The 18,673-nt window shown below is 61.8% G+C and carries 17 protein-coding genes; 14 read left to right on the forward strand and 3 right to left on the reverse strand.

Annotated elements, in window-relative coordinates; genetic code table 11:
• Window positions 1–3: 3 nt before the first annotated feature.
• Complete coding sequence (locus FFS60_RS10840; protein ID WP_028627802.1) at window positions 4–1,530, reverse strand: inactive transglutaminase family protein; 1,527 nt, start codon at window positions 1,528–1,530, stop codon at window positions 4–6.
• A gap of 5 nt (window positions 1,531–1,535) precedes the next feature.
• Window positions 1,536–2,072, reverse strand: a complete 537-nt coding sequence (locus FFS60_RS10845; RefSeq protein WP_137821972.1) for an ATP-dependent zinc protease — start codon at window positions 2,070–2,072, stop codon at window positions 1,536–1,538.
• Window positions 2,073–2,377: 305 nt separating this feature from the next.
• Here FFS60_RS10845 and FFS60_RS10850 point away from each other — a divergent pair, with 305 nt between their 5' ends.
• The 5 genes from FFS60_RS10850 to prpF all read left to right on the forward strand — a co-directional run bounded on the left by FFS60_RS10850 (window position 2,378) and on the right by prpF (window position 9,157).
• A complete protein-coding gene (locus FFS60_RS10850) occupies window positions 2,378–3,100 on the forward strand; it encodes a GntR family transcriptional regulator (RefSeq protein WP_137821973.1) in 723 nt (240 codons plus the stop codon).
• Complete coding sequence (prpB, locus tag FFS60_RS10855) at window positions 3,097–3,981, forward strand: methylisocitrate lyase (protein ID WP_137821974.1); 885 nt, start codon at window positions 3,097–3,099, stop codon at window positions 3,979–3,981. Before FFS60_RS10850 ends, prpB begins: the two co-directional genes overlap by 4 nt.
• Before the next feature lie 85 nt (window positions 3,982–4,066).
• Window positions 4,067–5,224 (forward strand): 2-methylcitrate synthase, encoded by a 1,158-nt coding sequence (gene prpC / locus FFS60_RS10860; protein ID WP_137821975.1) that lies wholly within the window; start codon window positions 4,067–4,069, stop codon window positions 5,222–5,224.
• A 2-nt stretch (window positions 5,225–5,226) separates the two neighbouring features.
• Window positions 5,227–7,842, forward strand: a complete 2,616-nt coding sequence (gene acnD / locus FFS60_RS10865) for a Fe/S-dependent 2-methylisocitrate dehydratase AcnD (RefSeq protein ID WP_137821976.1) — start codon at window positions 5,227–5,229, stop codon at window positions 7,840–7,842.
• A 127-nt stretch (window positions 7,843–7,969) separates the two neighbouring features.
• Entirely contained in the window at window positions 7,970–9,157 is a 1,188-nt protein-coding gene (prpF, locus tag FFS60_RS10870; protein ID WP_137821977.1) for a 2-methylaconitate cis-trans isomerase PrpF, read from the forward strand.
• A gap of 54 nt (window positions 9,158–9,211) precedes the next feature.
• Here prpF and FFS60_RS10875 read toward each other — a convergent pair whose 3' ends face one another.
• Window positions 9,212–10,030: a pyruvate, water dikinase regulatory protein gene (locus FFS60_RS10875; protein ID WP_028627795.1), complete on the reverse strand. Its 819-nt coding sequence runs from the start codon at window positions 10,028–10,030 to the stop codon at window positions 9,212–9,214.
• Between the two features lie 164 nt (window positions 10,031–10,194).
• On the opposite strand from FFS60_RS10875, the gene ppsA reads away from it, so the two are divergent.
• The 9 genes from ppsA (at window position 10,195) to FFS60_RS10920 (ending at window position 18,668) form a co-directional block, all read left to right on the forward strand.
• Window positions 10,195–12,564: a phosphoenolpyruvate synthase gene (ppsA, locus tag FFS60_RS10880; protein ID WP_028627794.1), complete on the forward strand. Its 2,370-nt coding sequence runs from the start codon at window positions 10,195–10,197 to the stop codon at window positions 12,562–12,564.
• Window positions 12,565–12,629: 65 nt separating this feature from the next.
• Complete coding sequence (locus FFS60_RS10885) at window positions 12,630–13,616, forward strand: alpha/beta fold hydrolase (protein WP_028627793.1); 987 nt, start codon at window positions 12,630–12,632, stop codon at window positions 13,614–13,616.
• Between the two features lie 83 nt (window positions 13,617–13,699).
• The gene (locus tag FFS60_RS10890) at window positions 13,700–13,999 is read left to right on the forward strand and encodes a Rieske (2Fe-2S) protein (RefSeq protein WP_137821978.1); all 300 of its coding nucleotides are present in this window, start codon (window positions 13,700–13,702) and stop codon (window positions 13,997–13,999) included.
• Between the two features lie 20 nt (window positions 14,000–14,019).
• Complete coding sequence (gene rraA / locus FFS60_RS10895; RefSeq protein WP_137821979.1) at window positions 14,020–14,508, forward strand: ribonuclease E activity regulator RraA; 489 nt, start codon at window positions 14,020–14,022, stop codon at window positions 14,506–14,508.
• A 190-nt stretch (window positions 14,509–14,698) separates the two neighbouring features.
• Window positions 14,699–15,694, forward strand: a complete 996-nt coding sequence (locus FFS60_RS10900; protein ID WP_028627791.1) for a zinc transporter ZntB — start codon at window positions 14,699–14,701, stop codon at window positions 15,692–15,694.
• A gap of 48 nt (window positions 15,695–15,742) precedes the next feature.
• Window positions 15,743–15,997, forward strand: a complete 255-nt coding sequence (locus FFS60_RS10905; protein WP_169338769.1) for a CrfX protein — start codon at window positions 15,743–15,745, stop codon at window positions 15,995–15,997.
• Between the two features lie 2 nt (window positions 15,998–15,999).
• On the forward strand, window positions 16,000–16,824 hold the full coding sequence (locus FFS60_RS10910; RefSeq protein ID WP_028627789.1) for a mechanosensitive ion channel domain-containing protein: 825 nt from the start codon (window positions 16,000–16,002) through the stop codon (window positions 16,822–16,824).
• Between the two features lie 95 nt (window positions 16,825–16,919).
• A complete protein-coding gene (gene sigX / locus FFS60_RS10915; protein WP_028627788.1) occupies window positions 16,920–17,510 on the forward strand; it encodes an RNA polymerase sigma factor SigX in 591 nt (196 codons plus the stop codon).
• A gap of 108 nt (window positions 17,511–17,618) precedes the next feature.
• On the forward strand, window positions 17,619–18,668 hold the full coding sequence (locus FFS60_RS10920) for an OmpA family protein (protein WP_137821980.1): 1,050 nt from the start codon (window positions 17,619–17,621) through the stop codon (window positions 18,666–18,668).
• Window positions 18,669–18,673 lie beyond the last annotated feature (5 nt).

The following is an 18,673-nucleotide window of genomic DNA, read 5'->3' on the forward strand; positions in this document are numbered from 1 at the left end:
GGCTCAGTCCTTCAGGAAGGCTTTGAAGCGGAAGAGTTCGGTCAGGCGGTAGCCGCGGTAGCGACCCATCGCCAGCATGAAGCCCACCATGATCAACAGCACAGCCGGGAAGGTGAAGATGAAGTAGGTCAGCTCCGGCACGGTCATCAGCAGGTGCGCCAGGGTGGCCGCGACCAGGGTTCCGATCGCCACCTTGAAGGCATGGCCGCCGCCGCGTTCTTCCCAGGTGATCGACAGGCGTTCGATGGTCATGGTCAGAATCACCATCGGGAACAGGGCAACCGACAGGCCGCGCTCCAGGCCGAGCTTGTGGCTCAGCAGGCTGATGACCGCGATCAGCACCACCACGAAGGTCAGCACCACCGATAGTCGCGGCAGCATCTGCAGCTTCAGGTGTTCGAGATAGGAACGTAGCGACAGGCCGAGCGCCGTGATGATGGTGAACAGCACGATGCCGAAGCCCAGCTGGGTTTCGCGGAAGGCGAGGGCGATCAGCACCGGGGTGAAGGTGCCCAGGGTCTGCAGGCCGCCGAGGTTACGCAGGATCAGGATCACCAGCACACCAATCGGGATCATGATCATGATCTGGTAGGTCTGCTGGGTCTGCAGCGGCAGGCCGTAGAGCGAATACTCGAGGAAGTCCGCGTCGGTGTTCTCGTCGGTCAGCTTGGCCAGGCGGATGGCGTTCATCTCGCTGTTGTTCATGCTGAAGGTCACCTGGACCTTCTTGCCGCCGTCGACGGTGATCAGGTTGTTGTCGCCGGTCCACCAGATCAGGCGGTCGTTGGGCAGACCTTGCTCACCGGTATCCGGGTTGAAGTACAGCCAGTTCTCGCCGTTGAAGCTGCGCAGCCAGAGCTCGGGGCTTTGGGCCTGCTCGCTCACCAGGCGGATGGTATGGACGCGTTCCATCGGTACGTGGGCGATGGACAGCAGCAGTTCAATGACCTTGGCCTTGTTCGGTGTGCTCTGATCGCCGGCCAGCAGCAGCTTGACGTTGTCATCGTTGAGGTTGTTGACCCGCTTGATGGTCTCGCTGATGAAGGTCTCGACGTCCGCCGAGTGCTGGCGGATGGGTGCCAGCAGGGCTTCGGCAGCTATCTTCTCGGGGCCTTCGACCGGGATGCTGTCTCGGAAGATCGGGCCCTTGTCCTTCGCTTTCTCGGCGCTGTAGCGCTTGGTCAGTACCAGGCGGTAGTAGAGCGTCTGGTTGCCGCTGGCACGACGGGCGGACCAGGTCACTTTGCGGTTGCCGTCAACGCGATTGATGCTCACCCCGTAGTTATTGGAGATGAAGCTCTCGTTGAGGCTGACGTAGTCCCGGTTCAGTGGCGGGACGAACATCTGGACCTTGACCGGATCGCGCGGGCTGGCCTGGAACTCGACCTTGGCGTCGATGTTCCACAGGTCGTCGGTCTCATCCTCGGTGATCGGGATGCCCTGAATGAATATCTGGTAGGCCGTTATCAGAATGCCCAGGCTCACCAGGAGGGTGATCAGGACTTTCAGATGCAGGGTAAGAGAGCGCATGTGGGTTACTCGTCAGAGTTTGCGTCGGTGGCACAACCGGGTTTGCCGGCAGCGTATTTAAGGCTCGGGTCGACCAGTGCATCGAAGCGCTTGAGCGCCTCGGAACCGATCAGAAGCGGGTATTGGAAAGCACTACGGTCGGTGAGGTTCACTTCGATTTGCCGCAGGGCGGTGCCCATGCACACGTCCAGTTCAATGACCGGGCGTGCAGTGTAGGTCTTGCCTTCCTCGGGGTCATAGTCGCCGGCGCGGCGCTTGATCTTGCTGATTCGCGCCAGGGGGCGTTCGATCGGATGTTCGTGGGCATCGTCTATGGCCAGGTAGAAGCGCACCCAGGGTTCGCCATCCTTCTTGAAGCGCTTGATGTCGCGCGCACTGAGGGAGGCGGTCTTGGCGCCGGTATCGAGCTTGGCTGCGACTTCCAGGTCGAGATCCTTCAGCTTGGCGTATTCGTTGAGACCGTAGACGGTCTTCTCGGTGGCGAGGCCAAGGCTGGGGAGGGCGAGCAGGCAGGCAAACAGGGCGAAGGGCTTGAGTGTCATAAGTCCTTTGAGCGTAACGCGGTCATCGGTCCAGGAGCCCGGCCCACGGCCATCTTGGCTGCGGCGCCTGGTCTGGGAGTCTAGCAGGCAAGTCATTGGCGCCCAGACTGGCGCTGGCGGCGCGCATTCTAACACGCGGATTTTCCGGCGCGACAGACGCTTATGCCGCCAAAGCTCAGGGCGTGATGGTGTAGATGGAATTTCCGGGCTTAAGATGGATTGTCGACAATTGGTCGGGTTTGGTTTGACAGGCTAGCTTTGGTAGCAGTAATTTTGCGTCACCAAACAAGAATGTGTCGACAATCATGCTGGACGCCACTGAAAACCCCGTCGCTGAACCGCTTGACTCGGAAACGCTTGCCGAGAGTGTCTTTCGGCGTATCCAGACCGCCATCGTGCGTGGAGAGATCGCCCCGGGTAGCAAGATCTCCGAGCCCGAGCTGGCGCGTACCTACGGCATCAGCCGCGGGCCGCTGCGTGAGGCGATCCACCGCCTGGAAGGGCAGCGCCTGCTGGTGCGGGTGCCGCATGTCGGTGCGCGGGTGGTGTCGCTCAGCCATGCCGAGCTGATCGAACTCTACGAAATCCGTGAGTCCCTCGAGGGCATGGCCTGCCGTCTGGCCGCCGAGCGCATGAGCCAGGCCGAGATCGACGAGCTGCGTCGGGTGCTGGATACCCACGAGCGCGACGAGGCCTTCCAGGCAGGGCGTGGCTACTACCAGCAGGAAGGCGATTTCGACTTCCACTATCGGATCATCCAGGGCAGCGGCAACCAGACCCTGACCCAGATGCTGTGCGGTGAGCTCTATCAGCTCGTGCGCATGTATCGCCTTCAGTTCTCCACGGTGCCGAACCGGCCCCGCCAGGCTTTCAACGAGCACCACCGAATTCTCGATGCCATCGCCGACCGAGACGGCGAACTGGCCGAGTTGCTGATGCGCCGTCACATCGGTGCCTCCAAGCGCAATATCGAGCGCCACTACAAGGAAGCGCTCGCCAACCCGTCCAAAACACGAGGTGAGTCATGAGTCAGAAAACCGCCGGCCAGCGCTTCCGCGACGCGATTGCCGAGGAGCATCCGCTGCAGGTGATCGGCGCCATCAACGCCAACCATGCACTGCTGGCCAAGCGTGCCGGCTTCAAGGCCATCTACCTGTCCGGTGGCGGTGTTGCCGCCGGCTCGCTCGGCCTGCCGGACCTGGGCATCAACACCCTGGATGACGTGCTCACAGACGTGCGCCGTATCACCGACGTGTGTGACCTGCCGCTGCTGGTGGATATCGACACCGGCTTCGGTCCCAGTGCCTTCAATATCGAGCGCACGGTCAAGAGCCTGATCAAGGCGGGTGCTGCTGCTGCCCATATCGAAGACCAGGTCGGCGCCAAGCGCTGCGGCCATCGTCCGGGCAAGGAAATCGTCTCCACCGAGGAAATGGCCGATCGCGTGAAGGCCGCTGCCGATGCCAAGACCGACCCGAACTTCTTCCTGATCGCCCGCACCGACGCCATTCAGGCCGAGGGTGTTGATGCCGCCATCGAGCGCTGCCTGCGCTACGTGGAGGCGGGTGCTGACGCCATCTTCGCCGAAGCGGCCTACGATCTGCCGACCTACAAGCGCTTCGTCGATGCGCTGGGTGTGCCGGTGCTGGCCAACATCACCGAGTTCGGCGCCACCCCGCTGTTCTCCCGCGACGAACTGGCTTCGGTCGGCGTCGCCATCCAGCTTTACCCGCTGTCGGCCTTCCGTGCCGCCAACAAAGCGGCTGAGGCTGTCTACACCGCCATTCGCCGCGATGGCCATCAGAAAGAGGTTATCGACCTGATGCAGACGCGCGCCGAGCTGTATGACCGTATCGGCTACCACGCCTTCGAGCAGAAGCTCGACGCCCTGTTCGCCGCCAAGAAGTAACCGGACGCGGGCCGCGTTCTCAGCATCGCGGCCTGCGGATAAAACAAGACACAAGCAACCGGATTGAAATGAGGAGAATCACGCGATGAGCGCTACCGAAAATACCACTGCCTTCAAACCCAAGAAGTCCGTGGCCCTGAGTGGCACCGCTGCCGGCAACACCGCCCTGTGCACCGTTGGCCGCACCGGTAACGACCTGCACTACCGCGGATATGACATTCTCGACTTCGCTACTGCCTGTGAGTTCGAGGAAATCGCTCACCTGCTGGTGCATGGCAAGCTGCCGAACGTTGCCGAGCTGGCTGGCTACAAGTCCAAGCTGAAGGCCCTGCGCGGCCTGCCGGCTGGCGTGAAGGCCGCGCTGGAGCAACTGCCGCCGTCCGCCCACCCGATGGATGTGATGCGCACCGCCGTTTCCGTGCTGGGCTGCCTGTCCCCGGAGAAGGATGATCACAACCACCCGGGCGCCCGTGACATCGCCGACAAGCTGATGGCCTGCCTGGGCTCGGCGCTGCTCTACTGGTACCACTTCAGCCACAACGGCAAGCGCATCGACGTGGAGACTGACGACGATTCCATCGGCGGTCACTTCCTGCACCTGCTGCATGGCGAGAAGCCGCGCGACTCCTGGGTCCGCGCCATGCACACCTCGCTGATCCTCTACGCCGAGCACGAGTTCAACGCCTCCACCTTCACTTCCCGCGTTATCGCCGGCACCGGTTCCGACATGTTCTCCTGCATCACCGGCGCCATCGGCGCGCTGCGTGGGCCGAAGCATGGCGGTGCCAACGAGGTGGCCTTCGAGATCCAGAAGCGCTACGACAACCCGGACGAGGCGGAAGCCGACATCCGCGCCCGCGTCGAGAAGAAGGAAGTAGTGATCGGCTTCGGCCACCCGGTCTACACCGTGTCCGACCCGCGCAACAAGGTGATCAAGGAAGTGGCTCGCGAGCTCTCCGCCGAGCAGAAAAACACCAAGATGTTCGATATCGCCGAGCGTCTTGAGTCGACCATGTGGGAAATCAAGAAGATGTTCCCCAACCTCGACTGGTTCAGTGCCGTCAGCTACCACATGATGGGCGTGCCTACCGCCATGTTCACCCCGCTGTTCGTGATCGCCCGTACCTCCGGTTGGTCCTCTCACGTCATCGAGCAGCGTATCGACGGCAAGATCATCCGCCCGAGCGCCAATTACGTCGGCCCGGAAGACCTGAAATTCGTGCCGCTCAAGGATCGCCCATAACCATGAACAGCCAATACCGCAAGAGCCTGCCCGGCACGGCGCTGGACTACTTCGACGCCCGTGCGGCGGTCGAGGCCATCGAGCCTGGCGCCTGGGCGCGTCTGCCTTATACCTCCCGTGTGCATGCCGAGAACCTGGTGCGCAAATGCGATCCGGCAATCCTCAATGAGTGCCTGACGCAGATCGTCGAATGCAAGCGTGAGCGCGACTTCCCCTGGTTCCCGGCCCGTGTGGTCTGCCACGACATCCTCGGCCAGACCGCGCTGGTGGACCTGGCTGGCCTGCGCGACGCCATCGCCGACCAGGGCGGTGACCCCGCTCAGGTCAACCCGGTGGTGCCGGTGCAGCTGATCGTCGATCACTCCCTGGCCGTGGAGTGTGGGGGCTTCGATCCGCAAGCGTTCGAGAAGAACCGCGCCATCGAGGACCGTCGCAACGAGGACCGCTTCCACTTCATCGAGTGGACCAAGAAGGCCTTCAAGAACGTCGATGTGATCCCGCCGGGCAACGGCATCATGCACCAGATCAACCTGGAGAAGATGTCGCCGGTCATCCACAACGACAAGGGCCTGGCCTACCCGGACACCTGCGTCGGCACGGACAGCCACACCCCGCACGTCGACGCCCTGGGCGTGATCGCCGTGGGCGTGGGTGGCCTGGAAGCCGAAAACGTCATGCTCGGTCGCGCATCCTGGATGCGCCTTCCGGAGATCATCGGCGTCGAGTTGACCGGCAAGCCGCAGCCGGGTATCACGGCCACCGACGTGGTGCTGTCGCTTACCGAATTCCTGCGCAAGGAAAAGGTCGTCGGTGCCTACCTGGAGTTCCGCGGCGAAGGTGCCGCCGCCCTGACGCTGGGCGACCGCGCCACCATCTCCAACATGGCCCCGGAGTACGGCGCCACTGCGGCGATGTTCTATATCGACCAGCAAACCATCGATTACCTCAAGCTGACCGGCCGCGACGACGAGCAGGTCAAGCTGGTGGAAACCTACGCCAAGCAGGCCGGCCTCTGGGCTGACAGTCTGGATGATGCGCAGTACGAGCGCGTGCTGAGCTTCGACCTGTCCTCGGTGGTACGTACCCTGGCGGGTCCGTCCAACCCGCATCGCCGCTTGCCGGTAAGCGCCCTGGCCGAGCGCGGCATTGCCGTCGACCTGGACAAGGCTCGTGCCCAGGAGGCCGATGGCCTGATGCCGGATGGCGCTGTCATCATCGCCGCCATCACCAGTTGCACCAACACCAGCAACCCGCGCAACGTGATCGCTGCCGGCCTGCTGGCACGCAACGCCAACAAGCTGGGGCTGGTGCGCAAGCCCTGGGTGAAGTCCTCCCTGGCTCCGGGTTCCAAGGCGGTGAAGCTGTATCTGAAGGAAGCCGGCCTGGAGCAGGAGCTGGAACAGCTCGGCTTCGGCGTGGTGGCATTCGCCTGCACCACCTGCAACGGCATGTCCGGCGCGCTGGACCCGACAATCCAGCAGGAGATCATTGATCGCGATCTCTATGCGACCGCCGTACTGTCCGGTAACCGCAACTTCGACGGGCGTATCCACCCCTACGCCAAGCAGGCGTTCCTTGCCTCGCCGCCGCTGGTGGTGGCCTACGCCATCGCCGGTACCATCCGCTTCGACATCGAGAAGGACGTGCTGGGTGTGGTGGATGGCAAGGAAATCCGCCTGAAGGACATCTGGCCGACTGACGAAGAGATCGATGCCGTGGTGAAGGCTGCGGTCAAGCCGGAGCAGTTCCGCCAGGTGTACATCCCGATGTTCACCATCCAGGAAGACACCGGCCCGAAAGTCGATCCGCTGTACGACTGGCGCCCGATGAGCACCTACATTCGCCGTCCGCCCTACTGGGAAGGTGCCTTGGCGGGTGAGCGCAGCCTCAAGGGCATGCGTCCGCTGGCGGTGCTGCCGGACAACATCACCACCGACCACCTGTCACCGTCCAACGCCATCATGGCGAACTCGGCGGCGGGTGAATACCTGGCGAAAATGGGCCTGCCGGAGGAGGACTTCAACTCCTACGCCACCCACCGCGGTGACCATCTCACCGCCCAGCGCGCCACGTTTGCCAACCCGCAGCTGGTCAACGAGATGGCGGTGGTCGATGGCGAGGTCAAGAAGGGCTCCCTGGCTCGCGTCGAGCCCGAAGGCAAGGTGATGCGCATGTGGGAGGCCATCGAGACCTACATGGAGCGCAAGCAGCCGCTGATCATTGTCGCTGGCGCCGACTACGGCCAAGGCTCGTCCCGTGACTGGGCGGCCAAGGGTGTACGCCTGGCGGGTGTGGAGGCGATCGTCGCTGAAGGCTTCGAGCGTATCCACCGGACCAACCTGATCGGCATGGGTGTGCTGCCGCTGGAGTTCAAGCCGGGCACCACCCGCAAGACCCTCGGCATCGACGGCACCGAAACCTTCGACGTGATCGGCGAGCGTAGGCCGCGTGCCGACCTGACCCTGGTGATCCGCCGCACCAATGGCGAGTCCATCAAGGTTCCGGTGACCTGCCGTCTGGATACCGCCGAAGAGGTGTCGATCTACGAGGCCGGTGGCGTGCTGCAGCGATTCGCACAGGACTTCCTCGAGTCCTCGTCGCAAAAAGCCGTCGGCTGAGGCCCGCGACAGCCCCCTCTCCCTCCGGGAGAGGGTTGGGGTGAGGGAGGTTGCCTTCCCTCATCCGCCCTTCGGGCACCTTCTCCCAGGAGGAGAAGGGCGTTCATAGTCTTTCAGGACAAACTTCATGCCCCACGTACCTCAAGTCAAAATCCCCGCCACCTATATCCGCGGTGGCACCAGCAAGGGGGTGTTCTTCCGCCTGCAGGATCTGCCAGAGCGCTGCCAGGTGCCGGGCGAGGCCCGTGACCGGCTGTTCATGCGTGTAATCGGCAGTCCCGACCCGTACGCCGCGCATATCGACGGCATGGGCGGGGCCACCTCCAGCACCAGCAAGTGCGTGATCCTGTCGAAGAGCAGCCAGCCCGATCACGATGTGGATTACCTCTATGGCCAGGTCTCCATCGACAAGGCCTTCGTCGACTGGAGTGGCAACTGCGGCAACCTGTCCACCGCCGCCGGGGCCTTCGCCCTGCATGCCGGGCTGGTGGATCCGGCGCGTATTCCGGAGAACGGCACCTGCGTGGTGCGCATCTGGCAGGCCAACATCCAGAAAACCATCATTGCCCATGTGCCGGTGACCAACGGCCAGGTCCAGGAAACCGGTGACTTCGAGCTCGACGGTGTGACCTTTCCGGCTGCGGAAATCGTGCTGGAATTCGTCGATCCCTCCGATGATGGGGAAGAGGGAGGCTCGATGTTCCCTACCGGCAACCTGGTCGACGACCTGGATGTGCCCGGCATTGGCACCCTCAAGGCGACCATGATCACCGCCGGCATCCCCACGGTGTTCGTCAATGCCGAGGACATCGGCTACAGCGGGACCGAGTTGCGGGAAAACATCAACACAAACCCCGAGGCACTAGCCCGATTCGAGGCCATTCGGGTTGCTGGCGCCTTGCGCATGGGCCTGATCAAGACCCCGGAGGAGGCCGCCACGCGGCAGCACACCCCGAAAATCGCCTTCGTGGCAAAACCCAGGGACTATCTGGCCTCCAGCGGCAAGACGGTCAAGGCTGAAGAGGTCGACCTGCTGGTGCGTGCCTTGTCCATGGGCAAGCTGCATCACGCGATGATGGGCACCGCGGCCGTGGCCATCGGCACTGCCGCCGCCATTCCAGGCACCCTGGTGAACCTGGCCGCCGGTGGCGGCGAGCGCAGTGCCGTGCGCTTCGGTCATCCGTCGGGCACTCTGCGCGTTGGCGCCGAAGCCGTCCGAGTGGAAGGCGAATGGACCGTCACCAAGGCCATCATGAGCCGCAGTGCTCGCGTGCTGATGGAAGGTTGGGTGCGTGTGCCTGGCGATGCGTTCTAAATGATTGGTCCATGAAAAAGCCCGCGGAAGCGGGCTTTTTCATCATTGATCGCGTTACTTGAGGCGCCGTTCGACGCCTTTCTCCACCAGTATCTTGGCGGAAATCTCTTCTACCGAGAAATGGGTGGAGTTGATGAAGTTGATGTTTTCGCGACGGAACAGGTTCTCCACCTCGCGCACTTCGAACTCGCATTGTGCGAAGCTCGCGTAACGGCTGTTGGGCTTGCGCTCGTTACGGATGGCGGTGAGGCGGTCGGGGTCGATGGTCAGGCCGAACAGCTTGCTCTTGTGCTGCTTGAGGGCCGAGGGCAGTTGCAGGCGCTCCATGTCCTCTTCGGTCAGCGGGTAGTTGGCGGCGCGGATGCCATACTGCATGGCCATGTAGAGGCAGGTCGGTGTCTTGCCGCACCGGGACACACCCACCAGGATCAGGTCGGCCTTGTCGTAGTAGTGCGTACGGGCGCCGTCGTCGTTGTCCAGGGCGAAGTTAACCGCCTCGATCCGCTCCATGTAGTTGGCGTGGTGGCCGATGGAGTGGGATTTGCCGACGGAATACGAGGAGTGCGAGGTAAGTTCCTGTTCCAGCGGCGAAAGGAAGGTCGAAAAGATGTCGATCATGAAGCCGTTGGAAGTGGCCAGGATGTCACGGATCTCCTGGTTCACGATGGTGTCGAAGATGATCGGGCGGGAGCCGTCCAGCTCCGCAGCCTTATTGATTTGCTGTACGATGGCGCGCGCTTTTTCAACGCTGTCGATGTACGGTCGCGTGATCTTGTTGAAGGTGATGGTTTCGAACTGCGCCAGGAGGCTCTGGCCAAGGGTTTCCGCAGTGATGCCGGTACCGTCGGAGATGAAGAAAGCGGTTCGTTTCATTTGCGCCAAAGGCCTTAAGTCAGGAACGATTCTTGGCTATGATAGGCCGCGTTTTCAGCCAGGCCCGAGCCGGTCGGCATTGTGACGTATTTTTCTGGACCAACGCCAGAACGCTGCGGAGCTGTTCCGCATGAGCTTTTCCAACAAATAGTGGAGAGATCACCTTGGTAGAGTACGTAGTTTCCCTCGATAAGCTCGGCGTTCACGATGTTGAGCATGTGGGGGGCAAGAACGCATCCCTGGGCGAGATGATCAGCAATCTGGCTGGCGCCGGTGTTTCTGTTCCCGGTGGTTTCGCTACTACCGCTCAGGCCTACCGTGACTTCCTCGATCAGAGCGGCCTGAACGATCGCATCCACACGGCCCTCGATAACCTCGACGTGGACGACGTCAACGCCCTCGCCAAGACCGGCGCCGAAATCCGCCAGTGGGTAATGGATGCCGAGTTCCCGGAACGCCTGGACGCCGAAATTCGCACTGCCTTCGCCGAACTGGCCAAGGGCAACGACAACCTGGCCGTAGCCGTGCGCTCCTCCGCCACTGCTGAAGACCTGCCCGACGCCTCCTTCGCCGGTCAGCAGGAGACCTTCCTGAATATTCGTGGCGTGGACAACGTGATCCGCGCTGCCAAAGAGGTATTTGCCTCCCTGTTCAATGACCGCGCCATCGCCTACCGAGTGCACCAGGGCTTCGACCACAAGCTGGTTGCCCTGTCCGCTGGCGTGCAGCGCATGGTTCGTTCGGAAACGGGTACTGCCGGCGTGATGTTCACCCTGGATACCGAGTCCGGCTTCCGTGACGTGGTCTTCATCACTGCCGCCTACGGCCTCGGTGAAACCGTGGTGCAGGGCGCCGTGAACCCTGACGAGTTCTATGTCCACAAGCACACCCTGGAAGCCGGCCGTCCCGCCATCCTGCGCCGCAACCTCGGCAGCAAGGCAATCAAGATGGTCTACGGCGAGGAAGCCAAAGCTGGCAAGTCGGTGAAGACCGTCGACGTGGACCGCGCCGACCGTGCTCGCTTCGCCCTGACCGACGCCGAAGTGACCGAACTGGCCAAGCAGGCCCTGATCATCGAGAAACACTACGGCCGCCCGATGGACATCGAGTGGGCCAAGGACGGTGACGACGGCAAGCTGTACATCGTGCAGGCTCGTCCGGAAACCGTAAAGAGCCGCGCCAGCGCCACGGTGATGGAGCGCTACCTGCTGAAGGAAAAGGGCAAGGTCCTGGTAGAGGGCCGCGCTATCGGCCAGCGCATTGGTGCCGGCCCGGTTCGCGTGATTCACGACGTATCCGAGATGGACAAGGTCCAACCGGGCGACGTGCTGGTCTCCGACATGACCGACCCGGATTGGGAGCCCGTGATGAAGCGCGCCAGCGCTATCGTCACCAACCGCGGCGGCCGTACCTGTCACGCGGCGATCATCGCTCGTGAGCTGGGCATTCCGGCTGTCGTGGGTTGCGGCAACGCCACCCAGGCGCTGCAGGATGGCCAGGGCGTGACCGTTTCCTGCGCCGAGGGCGACACCGGCTTTATCTTCGAAGGCCAATTGGGTTTCGACATTCGCACCAACTCCGTCGACGCCATGCCTGATCTGCCGTTCAAGATCATGATGAACGTCGGCAACCCGGACCGCGCCTTTGACTTCGCCCAGCTGCCCAACGAGGGTGTGGGCCTGGCCCGTCTGGAGTTCATCATCAACCGCATGATCGGCGTGCACCCCAAGGCGCTGTTGAACTTCGCCAGCCTGCCGGTGGAGATCAAGGAAAGCGTCGAGAAGCGCATTGCCGGCTACAACGACCCGGTTGGCTTCTACGTCGAGAAGCTGGTTGAAGGCATCAGCACCCTGGCAGCGGCCTTCTGGCCGAAGAAAGTCATCGTGCGCCTGTCGGACTTCAAGTCCAACGAATACGCCAACCTGATCGGCGGCAAGCTTTATGAGCCGGAAGAAGAGAACCCGATGCTCGGCTTCCGCGGCGCTTCCCGCTACATCAGCGAGTCCTTCCGCGACTGCTTCGAGCTGGAATGCCGTGCGCTGAAGAAAGTGCGTAACGAGATGGGGCTGACCAACGTCGAGATCATGGTGCCGTTCGTGCGAACCCTGGGAGAGGCTTCCCAGGTGGTCGAGCTACTGGCCAGCAATGGCCTGAAGCGCGGCGAGAACGGCCTGAAGGTCATCATGATGTGCGAGCTGCCGTCCAACGCCCTGCTGGCCGATGAATTCCTGGAGTTCTTCGACGGTTTCTCCATCGGTTCCAACGACCTGACCCAGCTGACGCTGGGCCTGGACCGCGACTCCGGCATCGTCGCCCACCTGTTCGACGAGCGTAACCCGGCCGTGAAGAAGTTGCTGGCCAATGCCATCGCCGCCTGCAACAAGGCTGGCAAGTACATTGGCATCTGCGGTCAGGGCCCTTCCGACCACCCGGATCTGGCGAAGTGGCTGATGGAACAGGGCATCGAGAGCGTTTCCCTCAACCCGGACTCCGTACTGGATACCTGGTTCTTCTTGGCGGAAGGTCAGGCCTGACCCTTCGTTAGTCGAAACGAAAAGGGCGGGTTCGAAACCCGCCCTTTTTTGTGCAAGCAGCAATCATGCAAAGCAGTAGTGATCTCTTTCCCGTTGCGCTGATGAGCGCAGAACTCCGTGGCGACCTGACCGAAGACGTCTATCGCCTGAAGCCCGGCAACAGCCCGGACGCGAGTGTAGAACTGGTTCTGACCCGCCTTGGGCGCTTTGGCCAGGAGGATGAGCGTGGCGTACCGGTCATCCTGGTGCACGGCAGCTTTTCCAATCGGCGCTTCTGGTACTCGCCCAAGGGGCTTGGACTCGGACCTTACCTGACACGCACCGGCTTCGACGTGTGGATCGTCGAGATGCGTGGCCACGGCCTGTCGCCGCGTAACCAGCACTACCGACGCAACCGAGTGGCGGACTACGCGCGCTATGACCTGCCAGCCATCGCTGCATTCGTTCGTGAGCAGTGTGGGCAGGTGCCGCACTGGCTCGGCCACTCGTTGGGTGGAACGACACTCGCTGCGGCCCTGGGTGGGCACTACTTGGGTGACGGAGATGCGGCGTCGGTCGCGCTGTTCGGCAGTCAGATCAGTCGTAACTACTGGCCGCTCAAGGTGCCCCCAGTGGAGTGGAGCGGTCGTCTGTTGCTCAAGCGGTTCGAGGTGCTCTCCGGGTCATGGCTCAAGCGCGGGCCCGAGGACGAACCGATCGGTCTTGCCCTGGAAAGCATGCGCTGGCACGGCCTGTTCGGTCGTTTCGGCGATGCCGAGCGGGACTGGTGGGCCGGACTGGCGGACGTGCGGGTTCCCGTTTTGGCTGTAGCGGCTGCAGGCGATCTGCAGGACCCGGCCTGGGCCTGCCGAAAACTGGTGGAGCAAGTCCCCGAGGAGAACCGTCACTTCCTGCGTCTGGCGCGGGACGCAGGGTTCAGCGACGACTTCGGCCACATCGAGATGCTGGTGAGCAAGGTTGCCGAGCGAGAGGTTTGGCCGTTGGTGGCGCATTGGCTGGGGCATCAGTCCCTGCCGGTCGCTGTTCAGGGAGCTGAGGTCGTGACGCTCTAGCTCGCTGCCTGCCGACGGTTTCCAGTTTCGGATGGCAGGAGGCTGTGCTAAAGATGGCGGAATCGCGGAGCGGTGGAGGCTCCATGTTCGTAGCGCTGGAACGACTGATCAATCTGCAGGACGGCTACCGAGGTATTTTTCAGGTTCAGGGGCGGCATTTGTTGCTGATCGTCGTTGATCAGCAGCCGATCCTCATGGAAAATCGTTGCCCACACCAGGGCGCGCCCTTGCACACCGGCACCCTCGAAGGCGGGGTGCTGCGCTGTTCCAGGCATGGCATTGCTTTCGACCTGGCCAGCGGCCGTCCGGTCAGTGCGCCTTGCCCTCCATTGCGGCGTCTGCCGCTGGCCTACGACGGCGACCGCATCGGTCTCGATCTGTAACTGCTATCAAGGAGAAGTCCATGCAATACGTTACCCCTGATCTGTGCGATGCCTATCCGGACCTGGTCCAGGTCGTCGAACCCATGTTCAGCAACTTTGGCGGTCGCGACTCCTTCGGCGGTGAGATCGTCACCATCAAGTGCTTCGAGGACAACTCCCTCGTCAAGGAGCAGGTCGACTTGCCGGGCAAGGGCAAGGTGCTGGTGGTCGATGGGGGAGGCTCCCTGCGTCGCGCCCTGCTGGGCGACATGCTGGCCGAGAAGGCTGCGAAGAACGGTTGGGAAGGGATCGTGGTCTACGGCTGCATCCGTGATGTCGACGTGATCGCCCAGACTGACCTGGGCGTCCAGGCCCTGGCCAGCCACCCGATGAAGACGGACAAGCGTGGTATCGGCGACCTGAATGTCGTGGTCACTTTTGGCGGCGTCACCTTCCGCCCGGGTGAGTATGTATACGCTGACAACAACGGCATCATCATTTCGCCGAAACCCCTGGAAATGCCGGCCTGATTGAATGAGCCCGGCGGGACAGTTCTGAGTGAGAACTGCTGCGCTCGGTGACGCTGCGTTGAAAGCCGCCTCAAAATGCTCATTTACAGATCGTAAACTGCGCTTTTTCGGCGGCTTCGCCTTGCCGGACCTTCGCTCGCGACGTCCTCACGCAGTCTGGTAGCCGGGCTTTTTCTTCCAAGGAGACTGAATGTTCGAGGAGCAGAACGCCCAGTGGGGGCTGGTACATGCCTTCGTGCTGGACGGGCAGGGTGGCGCCGAGCCGATCTCCCGGGAGGCGCTGGCCAACTTGCAGCTTGCGCCTGCACAGAGCCTCTGGTTGCACTGGGATCGCAGTCATCCACTCGCGCGGCGCTGGCTACGGGAGCAAAGCGGGCTGTCCGAGTTCGCTTGCGACCTGCTTCTGGAGGAGAGCACCCGGCCGCGGATGCTGGCGCTGCCCGATGACGAGTTGCTGCTGTTCCTGCGCGGCGTGAACCTGAATCCCGGCGCTGTCCCGGAGGATATGGTCTCGGTACGGATCTTCGCCTCGGCGCAGCGCATCCTCTCCCTGCGCCTGCGGCCATTGCACGCCACGGATGAGCTGATCGAACAGTGGGCGCGGGGTACCGGGCCGAAGGTGGCTTCCGAGGTGCTGCTGTACATGGCGGAGCACCTGACCGACAAGGTCGATTCGCTGGTCGCCGACCTGTCAGAGAAGGTCGATGAGCAGGAGGAGCACCTCGACAACAGCGAACGGTTCCGTCCGAACCATGACCTGATGCTGCAGGTCCGCCGCCGAGCCGCTGGGCTCAAGCGGTTTCTGGCTCCCCAGCGAGATATCTACGGGCAACTGGCGCGCAGCCGTATGCCTTGGTTCGTCGAAGGCGACAGCGATTACTGGAACGAGCTGAACAATCGCCTGACCCGTTACCTGGAGGAGTTGGAGCTGATCCGCGAGCGCATCGGCCTGGTATTGGAAAGCGAAAGCCGTCGCCAAGGTGAGCGCACCAGCCGCACCATGTACCTGCTGGGTATTACTACCGGATTTTTCCTGCCGCTGAGCTTCATCACAGGCTTGCTGGGCATGAACGTAGGCGGCATCCCCGGCGATGAGACGCGTTATGGCTTCGTCCTGGCCTGCGTATTGATCCTGGGAATTGCCGGTTTCCAGTTGTGGCTTTTCCGTCGGCTGCGTTGGCTCTGATGTGACCTGGGTGGCTCCTGTCTCGTCTAGCCGACATATCCACGCGAGGTGCGCATGCACGATCCGTTCGAAGAATCCCTGCGGGACCTGCTCAAGGCGTCACCGCAACCCGATCACGATGATGACGCCACGCTGGGTCGGGTACTCAAGACCGCCAACCGCCAGGTAGGCGCCGGGGATCTGTTCAGTCTGATGGGCCATTGGCTCGAGGCCATGATGATCGCCCTGAACAATGGCTCGCCTCACTTGGCGCCTGTATCGCGCCGCAATGCTTCTGTCCGTTCTGCAGATAAGGCTGATTGAACATGGAATTCGACCCCTGGACTCAAGGACTCGTTAACGCCATGACCTCGGTGTGGGCACCGGTGGCGGGCTTTATTCCGCGCCTGTTCGGCGCGCTGGTGGTGGTACTGCTGGGCTTCGTGGTAGCCAAGTTGCTGGATACCCTATTGTCGAAGCTGTTGGCCAAAGTGGGTCTGGATCGCCTGATGGCAGGCACTGGCCTGACCAAGATGCTGTCCCGCGCGGGTATCCAGGTACCGGTTTCGACCCTGATCGGGAAGATCGTCTACTGGTTCGTGCTGTTGATTTTCCTCGTGACTGCTGCCGAGTCCCTGGGGCTGGACCGCGTTTCGGCGACCCTGGACGTACTGGCGCTCTACCTGCCCAAGGTGCTGGGCGCAGCCCTGGTGCTGCTGGCCGGTGTGCTGCTGGCGCAACTGGTCAGCGGCGTGGTGCGGGGTGCCGCGGAAGGTGTGGGGCTGGAGTATGCCCATGGCCTGGGCCGTATTGCCCAAGGTTTGGTCATCATCATCAGCATCTCTGTGGCCATCGGCCAGTTGGAGGTCAAGACCGACCTGCTGAACAACGTCATTGCCATCGTGCTGATTTCCATCGGCCTGGCAGCGGCGCTTGCGCTGGGACTGGGCAGCCGCGAGATTGCCGGTCAGATCCTCGCCGGCATCTATGTGCGCGAGCTTTATCAGGTTGGGCAACAAGTGAAGGTGGGCGATGTCGAAGGTCAGATCGAGGAAATTGGCACGGTGAAGACCCTGCTGCTTACCGAGGAAGGTGAGCTGGTTTCGGTGTCGAATCGTACTTTGCTCGATCAACGGGTAACCAGCCGCTAACACGACGGCTTTTCCCTGCTAATGTATGCCGCCAGACAGGGTGCGCGAACCTCGCGCCCCGGCGGCTTTTGACCTGACTGTCGGCCCGACCCGTTTTGAACAAGCCCCAATCGCTTTCCTTGCGCTATGACCCACGCGAGCTCTCTGATGAGGAGCTGGTGGAGCGCGCGCATGTCGAGCTGTTCCATGTCACGCGCGCCTATGAAGAATTGATGCGGCGCTATCAGCGCACTTTGTTCAACGTCTGTGCCCGCTATTTAGGGAACGACCGCGACGCAGATGATGTCTGCCAGGAAGTGATGCTGAAGGTGCTCTATGGATTGAAGAACTTCGAAGGCAAGTCGAAGTTCAAGACATGGCTATATAGCATCACCTACAACGAGTGCATTACCCAATATCGGAAAGAGCGCCGAAAGCGACGCTTGCTCGATGCGCTGAGTCTGGATCCTCTTGAGGAGGCTTCGGAAGAGAAAGCACCCAAAGTCGAGGAGCGGGGAGGCCTGGAGCGATGGCTGGTACATGTAAATCCCATTGACAGGGAAATTCTTGTGCTACGTTTTGTCGCAGAGCTGGAGTTTCAGGAGATCGCTGACATTATGCATATGGGCTTGAGCGCCACGAAAATGCGCTACAAGCGTGCACTGGATCGACTGCGCGAAAAATTCTCGGGCCTTTCCGAAACTTAGTTTGGGAAAAATTATCTCTTAAGGGCCGGTATGTTCTGCTAGAATTGCCGACCAAGTTGTCTGGAGATTGTTCGACAACTTCTGACCACCAATGATGGGGATTTACGGATGAAACTGAAAAACACCTTAGGCGTAGCCGTTGGCTCTCTTGTTGCCGCTCTCTCGATGAACGCGCTGGCTCAGGGCCAAGGCGCAGTTGAGGTGGAGGCTTTCGGTAAGCGTTACTTCACCGACAGTTCTCGCAGTCTCGAGGACGGCAACCTTTACGGCGGCTCGGTAGGCTACTACCTGACCGACGACGTTTCCCTGGCTCTGTCGTACGGCGAGTACCACGACATGACCTCCGACGATGCCTTCGGCGTCGACGGCCACAAAGACATCAAGGGCAGCCTGGCTTCTCTCGACGCTGTTTACCATTTCGGTACTCCGGGTGTTGGTCTGCGTCCCTACGTTTCCGGCGGCTTTGCTCACCAGAGCATCAGCAACATTCCGGATCGTTCCGGTCGTGATCACAGCACCTTCGCCAACGTTGGCACCGGTCTGAAGTACTACTTCACCGAGAACTTCTTCGCCAAGGCGAGCCTGGACGGCATGTACAACCTGGACGCCCAGGAATCCGAGTGGATGGCTGGCGTAGGCGTTGGCGTGAACTTCGGTGGTTCCACCAAGCAAGAGCCGGCTCCGGCTCCGGTTGCCGAAGTGTGCGCTGACAGCGACAACGACGGTGTTTGCGACAACGTCGACAAGTGCCCGGACACCCCGGCCAACGTTACCGTTGACGCTGATGGCTGCCCGGCTGTTGCCGAAGTCGTACGCGTTGAGCTGGACGTGAAGTTCGACTTCGACAAGGACAAGGTGAAAGAAGAAAGCTACGGTGACATCAAGAACCTGGCTGACTTCATGAACCAGTACCCGGCTACCACCACCACTGTTGAAGGCCACACCGACTCCGTCGGCACCGACGCCTACAACCAGAAGCTGTCCGAGCGTCGTGCTGACGCCGTACGCGACGTGCTGGTTGACCAGTACGGTGTAGGTTCCGAGCGCGTGAACGCTGTTGGCTACGGCGAAACCCGCCCGGTTGCCGACAACGCCACCGCTGACGGCCGCGCTGTTAACCGCCGCGTAGAAGCTGAAGTGGAAGCCCAGGCCAAGTAATTGGT

It is taken from the genome of Pseudomonas sp. D(2018) (genome assembly GCF_005502555.1).
Taxonomy (GTDB): Bacteria; Pseudomonadota; Gammaproteobacteria; order Pseudomonadales; family Pseudomonadaceae; genus Metapseudomonas; species Metapseudomonas resinovorans.